The sequence below is a fragment of the Pandoraea bronchicola genome (assembly GCF_902459805.1).
Taxonomy (GTDB): Bacteria; Pseudomonadota; Gammaproteobacteria; order Burkholderiales; family Burkholderiaceae; genus Pandoraea; species Pandoraea bronchicola.
Genome location: NZ_CABPST010000004.1, coordinates 270,283 through 286,978 on the forward strand (window position 1 = coordinate 270,283; position 16,696 = coordinate 286,978).

Annotated in this window: 14 protein-coding genes; 8 read left to right on the plus strand and 6 right to left on the minus strand. The window is 63.3% G+C overall.

Annotated elements, in window-relative coordinates; all coding sequences use genetic code 11:
- Positions 1-10: 10 nt before the first annotated feature.
- The 3 genes from PBR20603_RS11340 to PBR20603_RS11350 form a co-directional block, all read right to left on the minus strand.
- Positions 11-1,513 (minus strand): ABC transporter substrate-binding protein, encoded by a 1,503-nt coding sequence (locus tag PBR20603_RS11340; RefSeq protein ID WP_174977884.1) that lies wholly within the window; start codon positions 1,511-1,513, stop codon positions 11-13.
- Positions 1,514-1,581: 68 nt separating this feature from the next.
- A complete protein-coding gene (locus PBR20603_RS11345; protein WP_150559618.1) occupies positions 1,582-2,670 on the minus strand; it encodes an ABC transporter ATP-binding protein in 1,089 nt (362 codons plus the stop codon).
- Complete coding sequence (locus PBR20603_RS11350) at positions 2,667-3,692, minus strand: ABC transporter ATP-binding protein (protein ID WP_217425959.1); 1,026 nt, start codon at positions 3,690-3,692, stop codon at positions 2,667-2,669. Before PBR20603_RS11350 ends, PBR20603_RS11345 begins: the two co-directional genes overlap by 4 nt.
- 150 nt (positions 3,693-3,842) lie before the next feature.
- Between PBR20603_RS11350 and PBR20603_RS11355 the strand changes: the two genes are divergently transcribed.
- Positions 3,843-4,712 carry a LysR substrate-binding domain-containing protein gene (locus tag PBR20603_RS11355; RefSeq protein WP_150559619.1) on the plus strand — a complete coding sequence of 290 codons (870 nt, stop codon included), beginning with the start codon at positions 3,843-3,845 and terminating at the stop codon, positions 4,710-4,712.
- Between the two features lie 71 nt (positions 4,713-4,783).
- Here PBR20603_RS11355 and PBR20603_RS11360 read toward each other — a convergent pair whose 3' ends face one another.
- Entirely contained in the window at positions 4,784-6,118 is a 1,335-nt protein-coding gene (locus tag PBR20603_RS11360; RefSeq protein ID WP_246174546.1) for an MFS transporter, read from the minus strand.
- Between the two features lie 160 nt (positions 6,119-6,278).
- Between PBR20603_RS11360 and cyoA the strand changes: the two genes are divergently transcribed.
- The 5 genes from cyoA to PBR20603_RS11385 all read left to right on the plus strand — a co-directional run bounded on the left by cyoA (position 6,279) and on the right by PBR20603_RS11385 (position 11,290).
- Positions 6,279-7,313 (plus strand): ubiquinol oxidase subunit II, encoded by a 1,035-nt coding sequence (gene cyoA / locus PBR20603_RS11365; RefSeq protein ID WP_150559621.1) that lies wholly within the window; start codon positions 6,279-6,281, stop codon positions 7,311-7,313.
- Positions 7,314-7,378: 65 nt separating this feature from the next.
- Complete coding sequence (cyoB, locus tag PBR20603_RS11370; protein ID WP_150559622.1) at positions 7,379-9,370, plus strand: cytochrome o ubiquinol oxidase subunit I; 1,992 nt, start codon at positions 7,379-7,381, stop codon at positions 9,368-9,370.
- Entirely contained in the window at positions 9,363-10,031 is a 669-nt protein-coding gene (cyoC, locus tag PBR20603_RS11375) for a cytochrome o ubiquinol oxidase subunit III (protein ID WP_150559623.1), read from the plus strand. Before cyoB ends, cyoC begins: the two co-directional genes overlap by 8 nt.
- Positions 10,028-10,429: a cytochrome o ubiquinol oxidase subunit IV gene (gene cyoD / locus PBR20603_RS11380; protein WP_150559624.1), complete on the plus strand. Its 402-nt coding sequence runs from the start codon at positions 10,028-10,030 to the stop codon at positions 10,427-10,429. The genes cyoC and cyoD overlap by 4 nt, the downstream gene beginning before the upstream one ends.
- A gap of 138 nt (positions 10,430-10,567) precedes the next feature.
- Positions 10,568-11,290, plus strand: a complete 723-nt coding sequence (locus PBR20603_RS11385) for an SURF1 family protein (protein ID WP_343041927.1) — start codon at positions 10,568-10,570, stop codon at positions 11,288-11,290.
- Positions 11,291-11,309: 19 nt separating this feature from the next.
- Here the strand turns inward: PBR20603_RS11385 and pdxR are convergent, their stop codons facing one another.
- On the minus strand, positions 11,310-12,749 hold the full coding sequence (gene pdxR, locus PBR20603_RS11390) for a MocR-like pyridoxine biosynthesis transcription factor PdxR (protein ID WP_150559625.1): 1,440 nt from the start codon (positions 12,747-12,749) through the stop codon (positions 11,310-11,312).
- A 207-nt stretch (positions 12,750-12,956) separates the two neighbouring features.
- On the opposite strand from pdxR, the gene PBR20603_RS11395 reads away from it, so the two are divergent.
- Complete coding sequence (locus tag PBR20603_RS11395) at positions 12,957-13,616, plus strand: M24 family metallopeptidase (RefSeq protein ID WP_150559626.1); 660 nt, start codon at positions 12,957-12,959, stop codon at positions 13,614-13,616.
- A 633-nt stretch (positions 13,617-14,249) separates the two neighbouring features.
- On the plus strand, positions 14,250-15,872 hold the full coding sequence (ggt, locus tag PBR20603_RS11400) for a gamma-glutamyltransferase (protein WP_246174574.1): 1,623 nt from the start codon (positions 14,250-14,252) through the stop codon (positions 15,870-15,872).
- A gap of 116 nt (positions 15,873-15,988) precedes the next feature.
- Here the strand turns inward: ggt and PBR20603_RS11405 are convergent, their stop codons facing one another.
- Positions 15,989-16,633 (minus strand): methionine ABC transporter permease, encoded by a 645-nt coding sequence (locus PBR20603_RS11405; protein WP_150559628.1) that lies wholly within the window; start codon positions 16,631-16,633, stop codon positions 15,989-15,991.
- Positions 16,634-16,696: the final 63 nt, after the last annotated feature.

Here is a 16,696-nt window from a genome sequence, read left to right on the forward strand (position 1 = left end):
CTTTTTCCGGTTATCCCTTGAGGCTCACGCCGCGCAGGCGAATCAGCCCGTCGGGATACGCGACGAACCCTTGCACCTTCTTGCTGAGCACGTACGGCCACGGCTGCACGTAGAGATAAAGGATCGGATCCTCGTCCGCCAGGATCTTGTTGGCAGCGTCATACAGCGGCTTGCGCTCCGCCACGCTGGACTTCACGCGTGCCTCGTTGAGCAACTTGTCGACGTCGGCATTGCAGTACTGACCGTAATTGAGGTTGCCTTTGCAGGTGACGAACTGATGCAGATTGCCGTCCGGGTCGACGCGCCCCGACCAGCCGTTGTAGAGCACGTCGAAGTCGCCGCGATGGGCCGCGTCGAGCGCGGCAGCGTAGTCCATCGGACGCAGCTTCAGCGTAATGCCCGCCTCGGCGAGCATCGCCTGCAGCATCTGTGCCATCTGGTTCGACACCGTGTTGTTGCCGAAGCTCAGCGTCACGTCGACCTTCTCGAAGCCCGCAGATTTCAGCAACGCCTTCGCCTTGGCGACGTCGCGCCGGGTCGTCTTGATCGACGCGTCGTAGTACTGGCCCGAGCGCGGCAGTGCCTGGTTGGCCGGCGTGAAGATGCCACCGCCGATCACCTGATTGATGGCGTCGCGATCGATCGCCAGATCGAACGCCTGACGCACGCGCTTGTCGCGCAGCGCCTTGGGTGCATTCGCCGCCACGTTGAACGTCAGGCCGTAATAGCCCAGCCCGTCGATGGAGACGAAATTCAGGTTGGCATCGCGCTTGACCGACTTCACATCGGACGGCGAGAGACGCTCGAGCATGTCGAGCGATCCCGAGCGCACATTGGCCAAACGCACGGTCGTGTCGGGAATCGGCAGGAAGATGACCTTGTGCATCGGATACTTGTCGGCGTCCCAGAACCCCGCGAATTTCTCCAGCACCACGCGATCGTTCTGTACGCGCCGCACGAACTTGTACGGACCGGAACATACGGGGCGGGCCTGCACCGAAGCGTCATCGGTCAACGTCTTGGGCGCGAGCATCATGCCCGCGCGGTCGGACAGTGTGGCGAGCAGCGCGGAATCCGGCGCCTTGAGCACGATGTTCACTGTCGTGTCGTCGACGGCGTCGACATGATCGATGGAGGACAGCTCGCTCTTGCGATTGCTGGCAGGCAGGCTGCGCGCTCGGTCGAGATTGGCCTTCACGGCACGGGCGTTGAACGGCTCGTCATCGTGGAACTTGACCCCCTGACGCAGCTTGAACGTCCACGTCTTCCCGTCGGCGCTGACGCTCCACGACGTGGCCAGCATCGGCACGAACTTCAGATCGGGGCTGATATCGACCAGCGAGCTGCACAGCGAACGCAGCACCATGCGATCGACGACCTGCGAACTGCGGGCCGGATCGAGCGAACCGATGTCCTCCTGCAAACCGATGCGAAGGGTCGATTGCGCCATCGCAGAAGCTGCGCCGGTCGTCAGAGACGCCGCCAGAACAAGATCGAGCAAAACGTTGCGCATGCGTGAGATCCCTTGTGGATGATGGTGGGGTGAAAGGTTGGTTATCCGGCTTATCCGGCTTATCCGGCTTATCCGGCGATCGCCGCGTCGGCCTGGGCCTGCCGGGCGCGATACAGCGCAAGACGCGCTCCCAGCTTCTCGCTGGGGGCCGCCGCGCGCGCAGGGCTGGCACCCGCGTTCTGAATCTCTCGCCAGAAATGGCAGGCGACCTGCCGCCCGTCGGGCAGCACCTCGTCGATGGGCCTTTGCTCACGGCACGCAGCCTTCGCATGCGGACACCGGGGATGGAAACGGCAGCCGGGCGGCGGTGCCGTCGGGCTCGGCAATTCACCGCCAAGCGGCGCACGCTCGCGTCGCAGGTGCGGTCGGCTCGCCGGAATCGCTTGCAAGAGCGCCTGGGTATACGGGTGCAGCGGGTTATCGAAAAGCGCGTCGGCACTCGCCAATTCCACGATCTCACCGAGATACATCACGGCCACACGGTCGCTCATGTGACGAATCACCGCCAGATCGTGGGCAACCATGATGAGCGTGAGGCCGAAGTCGTGCTTGAGCCGCTCCAGCAGATTGATGACCTGTGCCTGCACGGAGACGTCGAGCGCCGAGACCGGTTCGTCACCGATGATCACGCGCGGCTCCCCGGCCAACGCGCGTGCGATGCCGATGCGCTGACGCTGGCCGCCCGAGAACTCATGTGGGAAGCGCTGTGCGTAGTCGGGTTGAAGCCCCACGGTGCGCAACAGTTCGGCGACGCGTTCGTCGCGGGCGCGGCCGTGTGCGAGCCCATGCAGTGCAATGGGTTCGCCAATCAGTCCGCCCACGGTCATGCTCGGATTGAGCGAGGCGAACGGATCCTGAAAAATGATTTGCAGTTCCCGCCGCAGACGCCGCATCGCACCGGCCCCCAGCGTCATGATGTCTTCGCCCTGATAGCGTACTTCGCCGCGCGTGGCGTCGAGCAGACGAAGCAGCAGCCGTCCCAACGTGGATTTACCGCAGCCGGACTCACCCACGATAGCGAACGTCTCGCCCGCCTGCACGGCAAACGAGACGCCGTTCACGGCATACACCGTGGGCGCACGGGAAAAGCCGACGCGGTGTCCGCCAAAGTGCTTGGTCAGATCGCGCGCTTCGAGCAACGGCGTAGGGACATTCATACGGCGGCCTCTTCCAATGGCATGGCAGGCGGAGTCAGGGCTTCGACCGGCGCCAGCCAGCAGGCGACGCGATGCGCGCCGGACAGCGTGCGCTCGGCAGGCGCTTCGCGCGTGCAACGGGCTTCGGCGAACGGGCAACGCGGCGCAAAGCGGCAACCGGCGGGCATACGTTCCGGCGACGGCACTGCCCCGCGAATGGTGGCGAGCGTGCCCTCGCGCTTGCCGATCGAGGGAATCGCCCCCATCAGGCCAATGGTGTAAGGGTGTTGCGGGTCGTCGAAGATCTCGTCGACCGTTCCATATTCGACGATGCGCCCCGCGTACATCACGGCGACGTCGTCGGCGACCTCGGCCACCACACCCAGGTCGTGCGTAATGAGCACAACGGCGGTACCGGTTTCACGCTGCAAGGTCTGAATGAGCGTGAGCACCTGCGCCTGAATCGTCACGTCGAGCGCCGTGGTCGGCTCGTCGGCGATCAGCAGCGCGGGCCGGTTGGCGAGCGCCATCGCGATCATCACGCGCTGTCGCATGCCGCCGGAGAGTTCGTGCGGATAGTTGTCGAGCCGGGTCTCGGGGGCGGGAATGCGCACCCGTTTGAGCATGTCGAGCGCCTCGGCACGCGCGGCGCGCCGGTCCAGCCCCCGGTGACGGCGAATGCCTTCCTCGATCTGATGCCCGATGGTGAACGCCGGATTCAGCGAAGTCATCGGCTCCTGAAAGATCATGGCGAGCCGATTGCCGCGCAGGTCAGCGAACTCGCGCTCACCCAGCGACAGCAGATCCCTGCCTTCGAACATCGCCCGGCCCCCCACGACATTGGCTGGCGGCGTCGGCAACAACCCCATGAGCGCGAGCGACGTCACGCTCTTGCCACACCCCGATTCGCCGACGATGCACAACGTCTTGCCGGGATGCACGGCAAATGAAACACCATCGATCAGGTTCGGTGCGTCAGGCGCCTTGGAGAATTTCAGCGATAGTCCGGTGACATCGAGCACCGGCCCAGCGTTTGCGGGCATGGTCATGGGCGCGTTATGTGGGTCGGTCTTCTCGCCCTGCGTTCCGGCGAGCCGGTCACGAGGGATGTGCATGACACGATTATGTCCCCCACGCCATCAAAGGAAATATTAATATTTCTTTTTCATTCGTAAATTATTCTTAACTTCCAGATGCTGACATTACGGATGTTGAAGACCTTCCGGCTGGTGGCACAGACCGGCTCGTTTGCGGCGGCGGCCGAACGTGCGGCACTCACACAGGCAGCCGTCAGCCTGCAGATGCGCGGGCTGGAAGACGCCGTCGGCCAACGGCTGTTCGATCGACGCGGCCGGCAGATCACGCTCACTCGTCAGGGACGTGACCTGTTTCCCCGCGTGGAACAGATTCTGGCACTCGCAGCCGAGCTGACCGCTACCCCTATCGATGCCATGCAAGGCCCCGTCACGATCGGCGCGGTGGTGTCGGTCATCGGCGCCCTCTCGCTCGTGGTCGCAGAGCTCAAGATGGCACACCCTCGACTCGACGTGCGGCTCACGTCGGCACGTTCGGACGAACTCACCGAGCTCGTCGAACAGGGCGAAGTCGATATCGCCGCCGTGGTCGCACGCGCCGACGATGCCCGTGCCGACGGACTGGTGTGGACGCCCCTCTATACCGAACCGATGGTCATGGTCGTAAATCGCGACGTCACCGAGCCGGAGCCCCAGCGCATTCTCGACCAGCACGCATTTCTGCGCTTCGACCGGCGCGTTCGTACTGGGATGGTGGTCGAGCAGGCGTTGCGCGCGGCGAAGCTCGGCGTGACCGAATATCTCGAGCTGAACTCCATCGAGACGATTGTCGCGCTCGTGCGCAAAAACGTCGGCGTGTCAGTGCTGCCGCTGTTGCATCGCGGCGACTGGCAATCCGATCCGCTGCTGCGCATCGTGCCGATCGCCCAGCCGCCGTTGCTGCGCACGGTCGGCATGATTCATCGCGAACACGATTCGCGCACGCACAACATCACGGCCGCCATTGCCGGCATGCTGCAAGACGTGTGAATTCCCCCTTAGACGCAAAAAACGGCGCGAACCTGTCGCGCCGTTCTCAAGGCACCCTGTGATGTGCTCCGTCAGTCGCGCGTCTCGAAGGCTTTGTTGATGCGCAATGCCAGTAGCGTGCAGACCGTGCCCGAGAGCAGATAGGCGCTCACAGCGACCAACCCGAACTCGGACGACAATCCCAGCGCCACGAGCGGCGCGAACGCCGCACCGAACAGCCACGCGAAGTCGGTCGTCAGCGCCGCACCGGTGTAGCGGAAGCGTTGCTCGAAGTTCGACGTCACCGTTCCCGCCGCCTGTCCGTACGACAACCCGAGCAGCGCAAAGCCCACCAGAATGAAAATGTCCTGCCGTGTCGAGCCGCCGCCCATCAGGAATGGCGCGAACAGCGCGAACACCCCGATGAAGATGGCGAAAAGACCCAGCGTGGTACGTCGGCCGATGCGATCGGCGATGCGCCCCGAAATGACCGTGCACACAATGGCAATCGCTGCACCGCACAGTTGCACGATCAACACACTGTCCAGATCCTGCGTGTTTTGCAGGGCAATCCACGACAACGGAAACACCGTCACCAGGTGGAAAAGCGCGTAGCTGGCAAGCGCAGCAAACGCGCCCAGGAAGATGTTGTAGCCCTGCGAGCGCACCATCTCGCGCGTACTGATCGGCTCGAGTTGGCCCTCCTCCAGCATCTCCGTGTATTCGTGCGTGACCACCAGACGCAGCCGTGCGAACAGCGCGACCACGTTCACGGCGAATGCCACGTAGAACGGGTAGCGCCAGCCCCACGAGAGGAAGTCGTCAGACTCGAGGCTCCAGTGCAGGAACAGGAACAGCGACGCCGCGATGATGAAGCCGATCGGCGCGCCCAACTGTCCCATCATCGAATACCACCCGCGCCGTTGCGGCGGGGCGTTTATCGCGAGCAACGACGGCAAGCCGTCCCACGAGCCGCCGAAGCCGATCCCCTGCACCAGACGGAAGAAGGCCAGCAGCCAGATCGAGCGCTCACCCAACACCCCGTATCCCGGCAGGAAAGCCATGCCGGCGGTCGCCGTACCAAGCACGAACAGCGCGGCCGTGAGCTTCACACTGCGCCCCCAGCGGCGCTGCACGTTCATGAACAGCGCGGTGCCAAACGGTCGCGAGATAAAGGCGAAAGAGAAAATCGTGAACGCGTACAGCAGGCCGTGCAGACTGTCGGCAAAGGGGAAGAAAACGTGGGGAAAGACGAGGACGGCGGCAATGCCGAACACAAAGAAGTCGAAGTACTCGGAGGTACGTCCGACGACCACACCGACCGCGATTTCCTCTGGCGCAATGCGGGACTTGCTCCCATGATCGTGCGCCGTCGTCGCAACGGTAACGCCCTGCGGCGTCGGCGATTGATGAGCACTGCTTGACATTATCGGACCCCCTTGCGGATCGGGATGACCATGACACTCGTGCCAGAAAAGCATCGCAGGTATCGCGAATCCACGCTATAGGGTTTACCCTAAATTGATGCATCCGGAAGTGGAGTCCATGATGGGTCTGGTCTGAGGCTACGGTTCCATCGATCGCAGCATGACTTCCCCCAAGTTCCTTCGCGGGGTACTTTTGCTCCCCGCCGCCGCGCTGCTGTCCGGATGCAATACCGTATTGATGTCGCCTTCCGGCGATCTCGCGGTAAGGCAGCGGGACATCATCATCGTTTCCACTGTCTTGATGTTGCTGATCATCGTTCCGGTGATCGTGCTGACATTGCTCTTTGCGTGGCGCTACCGTGCCTCGAACAAGAACGCCGTCTACACCCCCGAGTGGGATCATTCGACGCTGCTCGAACTGCTCATCTGGGCCGCGCCGCTGCTGATCATCATCGCGCTGGGCGCGCTCACCTGGGTGAGCACCCACAAGCTCGACCCGTACCGGCCACTCGAGCGCATCGACGCCAAACGCGAGCTCCCGCCCGACACGCGCCCACTCACGGTGCAAGTGGTCGCGATGGACTGGAAGTGGCTGTTCTTCTATCCCGACCAGGGGATTGCGACCGTCAACGAACTGGCAGCGCCGGTGGATCGGCCGATCCGCTTCGAGATCACGTCGACCACGATGATGAACTCGTTCTTCGTGCCCGCCCTGGCCGGCCAGATCTACGCGATGCCGGGCATGGAAACGAAGCTCCACGCAGTCATCAACAAGCCCGGCATCTATGACGGCTTCTCCGCGAACTACAGCGGCGCGGGCTTCTCGGGCATGCGCTTCAAGTTCCACGGCCTCTCGGCAGACGATTTCGACGCGTGGGTGAAGCAGGTCAAGGCGAAGGGCGAAAACCTCACGCGCGACAAGTACACGGCGCTCGCGCAGCCCAGCGAATGGGTGCCGGTGCATTACTACGGCGATGTGGCCCCCGATCTTTACGACGCGATTCTGAACCGCTGCGTGCAGCCCGGGCAGCCCTGCCTGAAGGACATGATGGATCAGCCCAATCACCAGCACGCGGGCAGAGCGCGCGCAGGCAAGACCGACGCGTTGCTTGCCGATGCAATGTGTACGGCGAAGAACACCGTGCAGTTTGCAACCGGCATGCAGCGCCCCCCCGGTGAAGGGCTCACGCAGTGATGCACACCGCGCGCAACCCTCGACAATGATGCGCCTCGCGCGCGAATGATCCCAGGCTCGAGCTTATGGACATCGTCAAGCTGATCTTCGGCCGCCTCACGCTCGAGGCGATCCCGTACCACGAACCGATCCTGCTCGCGACGTTTGCGGGTGTGGCGATCGGCGGCATCGTCGTACTGGGGGCCATCACGTACTTCAAGTTGTGGGGCTACTTGTGGCGAGAGTGGTTCACGAGCATCGATCACAAGAAGATCGGCATCATGTACGTGATCCTCGGCATCATCATGTTGCTTCGCGGCTTTGCCGACGCGGCGATGATGCGCATGCAGCAGGCGATCTCGTTCGGCGACAACATGGGGTATCTGCCGCCGCATCACTACGATCAGATCTTCACCGCGCACGGCGTGATCATGATCTTCTTCGTGGCGATGCCGCTCGTGACCGGCCTCATGAACTTCGTGGTGCCCCTGCAAATCGGCGCACGCGACGTGGCGTTCCCGTTCCTCAACAACTTCAGCTTCTGGATGACGACGAGCGGCGCCGTGCTCGTGATGATGTCGCTGTTCGTCGGCGAATTCGCCCGCACCGGCTGGCTGGCGTATCCCCCGTTATCGGGGGTGCTGCAAAGTCCTGACGTAGGGGTCGACTACTACATCTGGGCACTGCAGATCGCCGGGATAGGCACCCTGCTCTCGGGAATCAACTTGCTCGTGACCATCGTGAAGATGCGCGCGCCGGGCATGTCGATGATGCGCATGCCGGTCTTCACCTGCACCTCGCTGTGCACGAACGTGCTGATCGTGGCCGCCTTCCCGGTGCTGACCGCCGTGCTCGCCCTGCTCGCGCTGGACCGTTACGCAGGCACCAACTTCTTCACGAACGATCTCGGCGGCAACGCCATGATGTACGTGAACCTGATCTGGATCTGGGGCCATCCCGAGGTCTATATTCTCGTGCTGCCGGTGTTCGGCGTGTTCTCCGAAGTCGTGGCCACCTTCGCCGGCAAGCGGCTGTTCGGCTATGCGTCGATGGTCTATGCAACGGTCGTGATTACCGTGCTGTCATATCTCGTGTGGCTGCACCACTTCTTCACGATGGGCTCCGGCGCGAGTGTGAACTCGTTCTTCGGTATCACCACGATGATCATCTCGATACCGACCGGGGCGAAGATCTTCAACTGGCTGTTCACCATGTACCGCGGGCGAATCCACTTCGAAGTGCCAATGCTGTGGACGGTCGGCTTCATGGTGACGTTCGTCATCGGCGGCATGACCGGCGTGCTGCTCGCCGTGCCGCCGGCGGACTTCTCGCTGCATAACGGCCTGTTCCTGATCGCTCACTTCCACAACGTGATCATCGGCGGCGTGATCTTCGGGATCATGGCGGCGATCACCTACTGGTTCCCCAAGGCCTTCGGCTATCGTCTCGATCCGTTCTGGGGCAAGTGCTCGTTCTGGTTCTGGTTCATCGGCTTCTACGTCGCCTTCATGCCGCTGTATCTGCTCGGCCTGATGGGGGTGACGCGCCGCGTGAGCCACTTCGACGACATGTCGCTGCAAATCTGGTTTCAGGTCGCCGCCGTGGGCGCCCTGCTCATCGCCATCGGCATCGGGTGCTTCATCATCCAGCTCGTGGTGAGCTACATGCGCCGCGAGCAACTGCGCGACGACACGGGCGATCCGTGGAATGGCCGCACGCTGGAATGGTCGACGTCCTCGCCGCCACCGGTCTACAACTTCGCGTTCACGCCGATCGTTCACGACAACGACGCCTGGTGGCAGATGAAGCAGCACGGCTTCCAGCGGCCGGAGAACGGCTTCATTCCGATTCACATGCCGAAGAACACCGGCGCAGGCATCATCCTCGCGGGGCTTGCGACGGTGTGCGGCTTCGGGCTCATCTGGCACATGTGGCTGGTGGTGATCGTGGCGTTCGTCACGCTGCTGGCGGTTGCGATCGGTCACACGTTCAACTATCACCGCGAGTACTTCATCCCGGCCGATCAGGTCGAACACACGGAGGCAGCGCGCACGCGACTGCTCGCCCAGAATGTCTGATACGACCGCAACCTTCCCGCCTGGGGGCGCCCCGCTCGGGGCCCATACCCCGAGCCCGCCGCGCGACGGCGAGCTGAAGTTCATGATGACGAGCGACTACCACCCGCCGGGCGGGACGTTGCTCGGCTTCTGGGTCTACCTGATGAGCGACTGTCTCGTCTTCGCCTGTCTGTTTGCGGCGTATGGCGTGCTCGGGCGCAACTACGCGGGCGGGCCGACCGGTGCTGAGTTGTTCGAACTGCCGCTCGTAGCGCTGAATACGACCTTCCTCCTGCTCTCGTCGATCACCTACGGTTTTGCGATGCTCGAGATGCAGAAGCGCCGCCAGAGCGCCGTGCTCGGCTGGCTGGCCGTCACCGGCGTGCTGGGGGCCGCGTTTCTCTCGCTGGAATTGTATGAGTTCGCAACCCTGATTCACGAGGGCGCCGGTCCGTGGCGCAGCGCGTTCCTGTCCTCGTTCTTCACGCTGGTGAGCACGCACGGGCTGCACGTCACGTTCGGCATCATCTGGCTCATCACCCTGATGGTGCAGGTCGGCAAGCACGGCCTCACCGCGCCCAACCGCCGCCGCCTGATGTGCCTGTCGATGTTCTGGCACTTTCTCGACGTCGTGTGGATCGGCGTCTTCACGTTTGTCTATCTGATGGGAGTGCTGCCGTGAGCACCCACGACTCGACGATGCACGATGCCGACGGGCACGACCACGACCAAGATCATGGCGACGAAGGACCGCACAGCACCCTGCGCGGCTATGCGACCGGCTTCCTCCTGTCGGTCGTGCTCACCGCCATTCCGTTCTGGTTCGTCATGGGCGGCGTGTTCGAGAAATCGAGCACCACCGCGATCATGATTCTGTTTCTGGGCGCGATTCAGATCGTCGTGCACATGATCTACTTCCTGCACATGAACGGGAAATCCGAGGGCGGCTGGAACCTGTTGTCGCTGATCTTCACGATCGTGCTGGTCGTGATCACGCTCTCAGGCTCGCTATGGGTGATGTATCACCTGAACCAGAACATGATGCCGGGTATGATGCAGGATACGAAAAACCTTCCTTGAACGGCATTCCCCTTGAGCAGCAATCGACTTCATGACTCGGGGGACGCACAGCGTCCCCCGCGCGCTTCCGGCGCGCCTTCCCGCCCCTCTTCGCTTCGGCTGGTCATCCTCGGCGTCATCACGCTGGTGCTAATCTCCGTGTTCGCGTCCCTGGGTACCTGGCAGCTCCAGCGTCGCGCCTGGAAGCTCGATCTGATCGAGCGTGTGAATTCCCGCGTTCACGCGCCACCTGCCCCGGCGCCCGTGCGCTCGCAGTGGGCTGCCGTCAACGCCACCGATGACGAATATCGTCACGTTTCACTCACCGGCACCTATCAGTTCGACAAGGACACACTCGTGCAAGCCGTCACCGATCTGGGCGGCGGCTACTGGGTGCTTACACCGCTGCGCACGGCAGACGGCGGCGAGGTGTTGATCAACCGAGGCTTTGTGCCGCCCGGCTGGAAAGAAGCGGTGCCGCCCGCGCCGGCTGGCGACGTCACCGTCACCGGTCTGCTGCGCATGCCCGAACCGGGCGGCGGATTCCTGCGAAAGAACGCACCGGCGGAAAACCTCTGGTATTCGCGAGACGTCGCAGCCATTGCCGCTGCACGCGGACTGACGGCAACCGACGTGGCCCCCTATTTCATCGATGCTGACGGCAAACCGGGCGCAGACGCCGGCACCCATGCCGTCAAAGGCGATGCCGAAGCCGTGACCGGTAACGCCCCGGCACGCGACTATCCCGTGGGTGGACTCACCGTGGTGCAGTTCCCGAACAACCACATGAGCTATCTGCTGACGTGGTACGCGTTGGCCATCATGTCAGCTGTGGCCGGCTGGTTCGTCATCCGGCTCGAAATGCGCAAGCGCGCCGAGTAAGACGCAGGACGACGCGGATTCACGCCGCTGCAATGGCGTCGGCAATCCGCGTCGCAATCTCTGGCAGCCGCGCGTCGTCGAGCGCGGCGTAGCCGAGTACCAGCCCGGGGGCTATGGCCTGCGACCGGGTGAACTCCTCCAGCCCCTCCACGAATACGCCCTGCGCACGCAGCGTCGCGACGAGCGCCGCCTCTTCGACATGCGGCGGCAGCCAAAGCACGAGGTGAAAACCTGCGTGCTCACCGGTAATACGGCAAGGCACGGGCATGCGGGTGCGAAGCGCATCGAGCAACAGATTGCGGCGGCGCAAATAGACGCTGCGCGACGCGCGCAAGTGCCGCGCGAAATCGCCCGCATCGATATAGCTCGCCAATGCCATCTGCTCGATGAGACTGTTGGCCCGCCCCGACGCCGAGCGCTGTCCGGCAATGCGCACCAGCAACGCCGGAGGGGCTAGCAGATAACCGATGCGCAGCGATGGAAACAGCGACTTGTTGAAGCTGCTGCAGTGAATCACGCGAGCGTGGGTATCGATGGCCTTGAGCGCGGGCAATGGCGCACTGCCGTAGCTGAATTCACTGTCGTAGTCGTCCTCGACGATCCACACGTCGCGCGCAGCCGCCCATTCCAGCAGTTGCACGCGACGGTTGATCGACATCGTGGTGCCCAACGGCGCCTGATGCGCGGGCGTGACGTAAGCGATGCCCGGACGCCCCTTCCCAGCGCGATCCGCCACCTCAACGACAAAGCCCTCGTCGTCGACCGGCACACTCACGCAGCGCTGCGGCGGTGCTTTCAGCAGCGACGCCAGATTCTTGTAGCCGGGATCTTCGAGATAGAACTCGGTGCTGTCGTTCGCAAGGACATCGGTGACGAGATCGATGGCATGACGGATGCCCGTGGTCACGACGATCTCGGCAGCATCGCAGGCAATACCCCGGGTCATGCGCACGTAGCGAGCGATGCTCTCGCGCAGCGGCAGATAGCCACGGGGATCGGTGTCGGCCAGCAACTCGGGGGTGACCGCGCGCAGCGCGCGATTCATGTGTCTGCGCCAGGCGGGCAGCGAAAACAGGGCAGCGTCGACCGAACGCCCGGTCTTGAGCGCAATCGACGCCGCGTTTTCCGGCAATGGTACGGCAGGCATCCCGGCATCCGGCGTGGCGTGAGGTGACGCCACCGGTGCACACAGATCGGCCACCACCTCCGTGCCCGCGCCGACGCGGCTCGCCACGTAGCCCTCAAGCGTCAGTTGCTCGAACGCCAGCTCGACAATGCCCCGCGACACCCCCCATCGTTCGGCCAGCGTACGCGTGGACGGCAACCGGTCGCCTCGCCGCAACGCCCCCGCCACGATGCGCTCGCGCACGCAGCGGTACACCCACGCCTGACGCGTCTCCTTCTCGTGACGGTCCGCCAGCGGCAATTCGAGCGATGGACTGAGGTGGCGTCGGCGCATGGCGATCCGTGAACGGTAGGAGGGAAGCAGGGCTGAAAAGGTGGACAGCGTCGCGCCGCAAACTCAAAGTGGCCCAATCCATAGCACGACAAATGGCGCTTCGAATTATACAAGTTAGACCTTATTCTTATCTCCACGACGCTTGTTCCGTTAATTGCAACGCGGCAAGTGATCCCCCCAAGTCATGAAGATCAGCGGAGAGATTCGATGGAGTTGGCTCAAAGAGAAGCGGTCGGGGCAAAGTTCAGCGCCGCCGCCATGCAACGCGCGCAGGCCCTCACGTGGGAAGCGACCGAGAAGATCGCCGCCCTCATCAAGCCAGGCATGCGGGAATCGGAAGCCATTACCGCGAGCAAGACACTGCTCGGCACGCTCGGCATGGATCGCATCTGGCATCCGGTGCTGATTCGCTTCGGCGAGAACACGCTGCGCACCTTCAGTGAGCGCAGCGACAACGATCCGGTACTCGGCGACGACGACATCTACTTCATCGATATCGGCGTGGTGTTCGACGCGCACGAGGGCGACTGCGGCGTCACGCGCACGACCGGCGCCGACCCAGAAATGCAGCGCTGCGCCGACGACGCGAAGCGCTTGTTCGGCATCGTGCAGGATCATTGGCGCACGCAGGGGGTGAGCGGTCAGGCCCTGTACGCGTTCGCAAAGGCGCAGGCCGAGACGATGGGCTGGGTGCTCAACCTCGACATGAAGGGCCACCGCGTCAGCGACTTCCCTCACGCTATCTACAAGGCCGGCAAACTGGCCGACCTGACCGATACGCCCAACGGCGGCCTGTGGATTCTGGAGATCCAGATCGCACATCCGACGCGTGCGTTCGGCGCGTTCTACGAAGATCTGCTGGTCTGATTCGCCTGACGAGCGGCAGCATCCAACGTTGCCGCTCAACACCGCGTTGACTCTGGCTCCGTCTTCGCTCCGAAAGTGCCAGCCTCGCTGGCGCTACGCGAAGCCCGTGACAGCGTGGTGACAGCACAACAGCCTCAGCGGAGAATCGCATCGATTCGCGCCGTTTCGGGTCACGATCTCCCCCGTTTCGGCGGCCAATCCCCCGATTTCCATCTGGCCCTAAATATCGCTCAACGCTTGCCGGTGAAGGCGTTAGCGCATATGCAGGAAATGTCCAGCGCCCCCCCGATATGGCGTCGTGGCCCGCCACCCGGACTTTTGGCGCATCTTTCCCCAATTACCCGTTATGCGTTAACGTTCGCTAGTCGACGGAACTTTTACGCACGTCACTCACACGGCAGCGGAGACGTCGCCCCGGAGCAGTACCGGCCTCAGGTACTGTGCGCGGGCGAGTTGCCGGTCGTGCGTCCGTCGCCAGCGCCGTTGAAGTTCCACCTATCTCGCTCAGACAAGAACCATAGAAAAACGATGAAAAATCCAACCTTCACCAAAGCGCTTCTGGCGACAGCACTGAGCTGTGCGCTATTCAACGTCCACGCGGCCTCGCAGGCACCGGTCGGTGCCGAGAACGGCATGGTCGTCACGGCCCAGCACATTGCGTCGAAAGTCGGCGTGGACGTGCTCAAGGCTGGCGGTAACGCCATCGACGCCGCCGTTGCCGTGGGTTATGCCCTCGCCGTGGTGTATCCGGCAGCCGGCAACATCGGCGGCGGCGGCTTCATGACGATTCAGCTCGCCGATGGCCGCAAGACCTTCCTCGACTTCCGCGAGAAGGCCCCGCTGGCGGCCACCGCCAACATGTATCTCGACAAGGACGGCAACGTCATCAAGGGGGCCTCGACCACCGGCTATCTGGCCGTAGGCGTGCCGGGCACCGTGTCGGGCATGGAATACGCCCGCGAGAAGTACGGCACGAAGACACGTCAGCAACTGCTCGCCCCGGCCGTCACGCTGGCGGACAAGGGCTTCGTGCTCGATCAGGGCGACGTCGACATGCTGTGGACCTCGACCAAGGATTTCGAGAAGGACCGTGCCAACTCCGGCGCCATCTTCCTGAACAAGGGAAAGCCGTTCCAGCCGGGCGAGCGTCTGGTGCAGAAAGATCTCGCGCGCACGCTCAAGCTGATCAGCGCCAAAGGCACCGACGGCTTCTACAAGGGTGAAGTCGCCGACAAGCTCGTGGCGTCGATGAAGGCAGGCGGCGGCATCATCACGCACGCCGACCTCGACCAGTACAAGACGCGCGAACTGGCCCCGGTGGAATGCGACTATCGCGGCTATCACGTGGTGTCGGCCCCGCCTCCCAGCTCGGGCGGCGTGGTGATCTGCGAGATCATGAACATCCTCGAGGGCTACCCGATGAAGGAACTGGGATACCACTCGGCACAGAGCGTGCAATACACCATCGAGGCAATGCGTCACGCGTACGTCGACCGCAACAGCTATCTGGGTGACCCGGACTTCGTGAAGAACCCGATCGCGCAGTTGCTCGACAAGAACTACGCCGCCAAGATTCGCGCCGCCATCAACCCGCAGAAGGCCGGTATCTCGCAAGAGATCAAGCCGGGCGTGCCGCCGCATGAAGGCAGCAACACCACGCACTACTCGATCATCGACAAAGACGGCAACGCCGTATCGGTCACCTACACGCTCAACGACTGGTTCGGCGCGAAGGTCATGGCCAACGGCACGGGCGTGCTGCTCAACGACGAAATGGACGACTTCACCGCCAAGGTGGGCGTGCCGAACCTGTACGGTCTGATCCAGGGTGAAGCGAACGCCATCGGCCCGGGCCGCCGTCCGCTGTCGTCGATGAGCCCGACCATCGTCACGAAGGATGGCAAGCCGGTCATGGTCGTGGGTACGCCGGGCGGTAGCCGCATCATCACCGCGACGCTGCTCACGATGCTCAACGTCATCGACTACGGCATGAATCTGCAGGAAGCCGTCGATGCACCGCGCTTCCACCAGCAGTGGATGCCGGAAGCCACCAACATCGAGCCGTTCGCGCTGAGCCCGGACACGCAGAAGATCCTCGAGAGCTGGGGCCAGAAGTTTGCCGGTCCGCAGCCGGCGAATCACATCGCCGCCATTCTCGTCGGTGCGCCGTCGCTCGGCGGTAAGCCGATCGGCAAAAACCGTTACTACGGTGCAAACGATCCGCGCCGCAACACGGGTCTCGCACTCGGGTATTGAGGTTATGAGGTCATGAGGTCATGACGTGATCACGGGATCCGGACGGTATTCACCGCCGTTCGGAACCGGTCAGCCGATGGGGCCGCGCAAGCGGCCCCATTTGTTTTGCGGCGATGTCAGCGACGGTGATCGACGTGGCGTGCCAGCCGCTCACCGGTGAACTGCACGAGCGTGACGAGTGCGACAAGCATCGCGATCACGTTGAACATGACGCTCGTCTCATAGCGCTCGTAACCGTAGCGCACAGCCAGGTCGCCCAGACCGCCCGCACCGACGGCGCCCGCCATCGCCGATGCACCGACCATCGCAATGACCGTCACCGTCGCGCCGCCGAGAATCGCGGGCAATGCCTCGGGCAGCAACACATGCCGCACGATATGCCAGCGACGGCAGCCCATCGCACGCGCCGCCTCGATCAGCCCCGGCTCGATCTCGCGCAGGCCGACCTGCGTCACACGGGCAAAGAAGGGAATCAGGTGTACCGCCAGCGGCACCACGGCAGCCCATGTCCCCATCGTCGTGCCGACGATCCAGCGCGTGACGGGCAGCAGTGCCACCAAAAGAATGATGAACGGCACGGCGCGAAACAGGTTCACGACGACCGACAGCGCACGGTTCAGACGCGGTCGCGGCGCCAGGCCGCCCGGTGCGGTCACGACCAGCACCACAGCCAGCAACATCCCCACCGCGAAGACGATGGCGCAAGCGCTCGTCACCATCAGCAGGGTTTCGCCAAGCGCGCGCAGATATTTATCGATCATGGTGTTTCCGGGAAATTCAGAGGGCGTGAACCTGCGCCTGGGGGAGTGTTGCCGACGACGCGA

What these genes read in the sequence shown, in the direction of transcription:
- PBR20603_RS11340 (WP_174977884.1), bottom strand. Translation starts at nt 1,513, where the DNA reads ATGCGCAACGTTTTGCTCGATCTTGTTCTGGCGGCGTCTCTGACGACC.
- PBR20603_RS11345 (WP_150559618.1), bottom strand. Translation starts at nt 2,670, where the DNA reads ATGAATGTCCCTACGCCGTTGCTCGAAGCGCGCGATCTGACCAAGCAC.
- PBR20603_RS11350 (WP_217425959.1), bottom strand. Translation starts at nt 3,692, where the DNA reads ATGCCCGCAAACGCTGGGCCGGTGCTCGATGTCACCGGACTATCGCTG.
- PBR20603_RS11355 (WP_150559619.1), top strand. Translation starts at nt 3,843, where the DNA reads ATGCTGACATTACGGATGTTGAAGACCTTCCGGCTGGTGGCACAGACC.
- PBR20603_RS11360 (WP_246174546.1), bottom strand. Translation starts at nt 6,118, where the DNA reads ATGTCAAGCAGTGCTCATCAATCGCCGACGCCGCAGGGCGTTACCGTT.
- cyoA (WP_150559621.1), top strand. Translation starts at nt 6,279, where the DNA reads ATGACTTCCCCCAAGTTCCTTCGCGGGGTACTTTTGCTCCCCGCCGCC.
- cyoB (WP_150559622.1), top strand. Translation starts at nt 7,379, where the DNA reads ATGGACATCGTCAAGCTGATCTTCGGCCGCCTCACGCTCGAGGCGATC.
- cyoC (WP_150559623.1), top strand. Translation starts at nt 9,363, where the DNA reads ATGTCTGATACGACCGCAACCTTCCCGCCTGGGGGCGCCCCGCTCGGG.
- pdxR (WP_150559625.1), bottom strand. Translation starts at nt 12,749, where the DNA reads ATGCGCCGACGCCACCTCAGTCCATCGCTCGAATTGCCGCTGGCGGAC.
- PBR20603_RS11395 (WP_150559626.1), top strand. Translation starts at nt 12,957, where the DNA reads ATGGAGTTGGCTCAAAGAGAAGCGGTCGGGGCAAAGTTCAGCGCCGCC.
- ggt (WP_246174574.1), top strand. Translation starts at nt 14,250, where the DNA reads ATGGTCGTCACGGCCCAGCACATTGCGTCGAAAGTCGGCGTGGACGTG.
- PBR20603_RS11405 (WP_150559628.1), bottom strand. Translation starts at nt 16,633, where the DNA reads ATGATCGATAAATATCTGCGCGCGCTTGGCGAAACCCTGCTGATGGTG.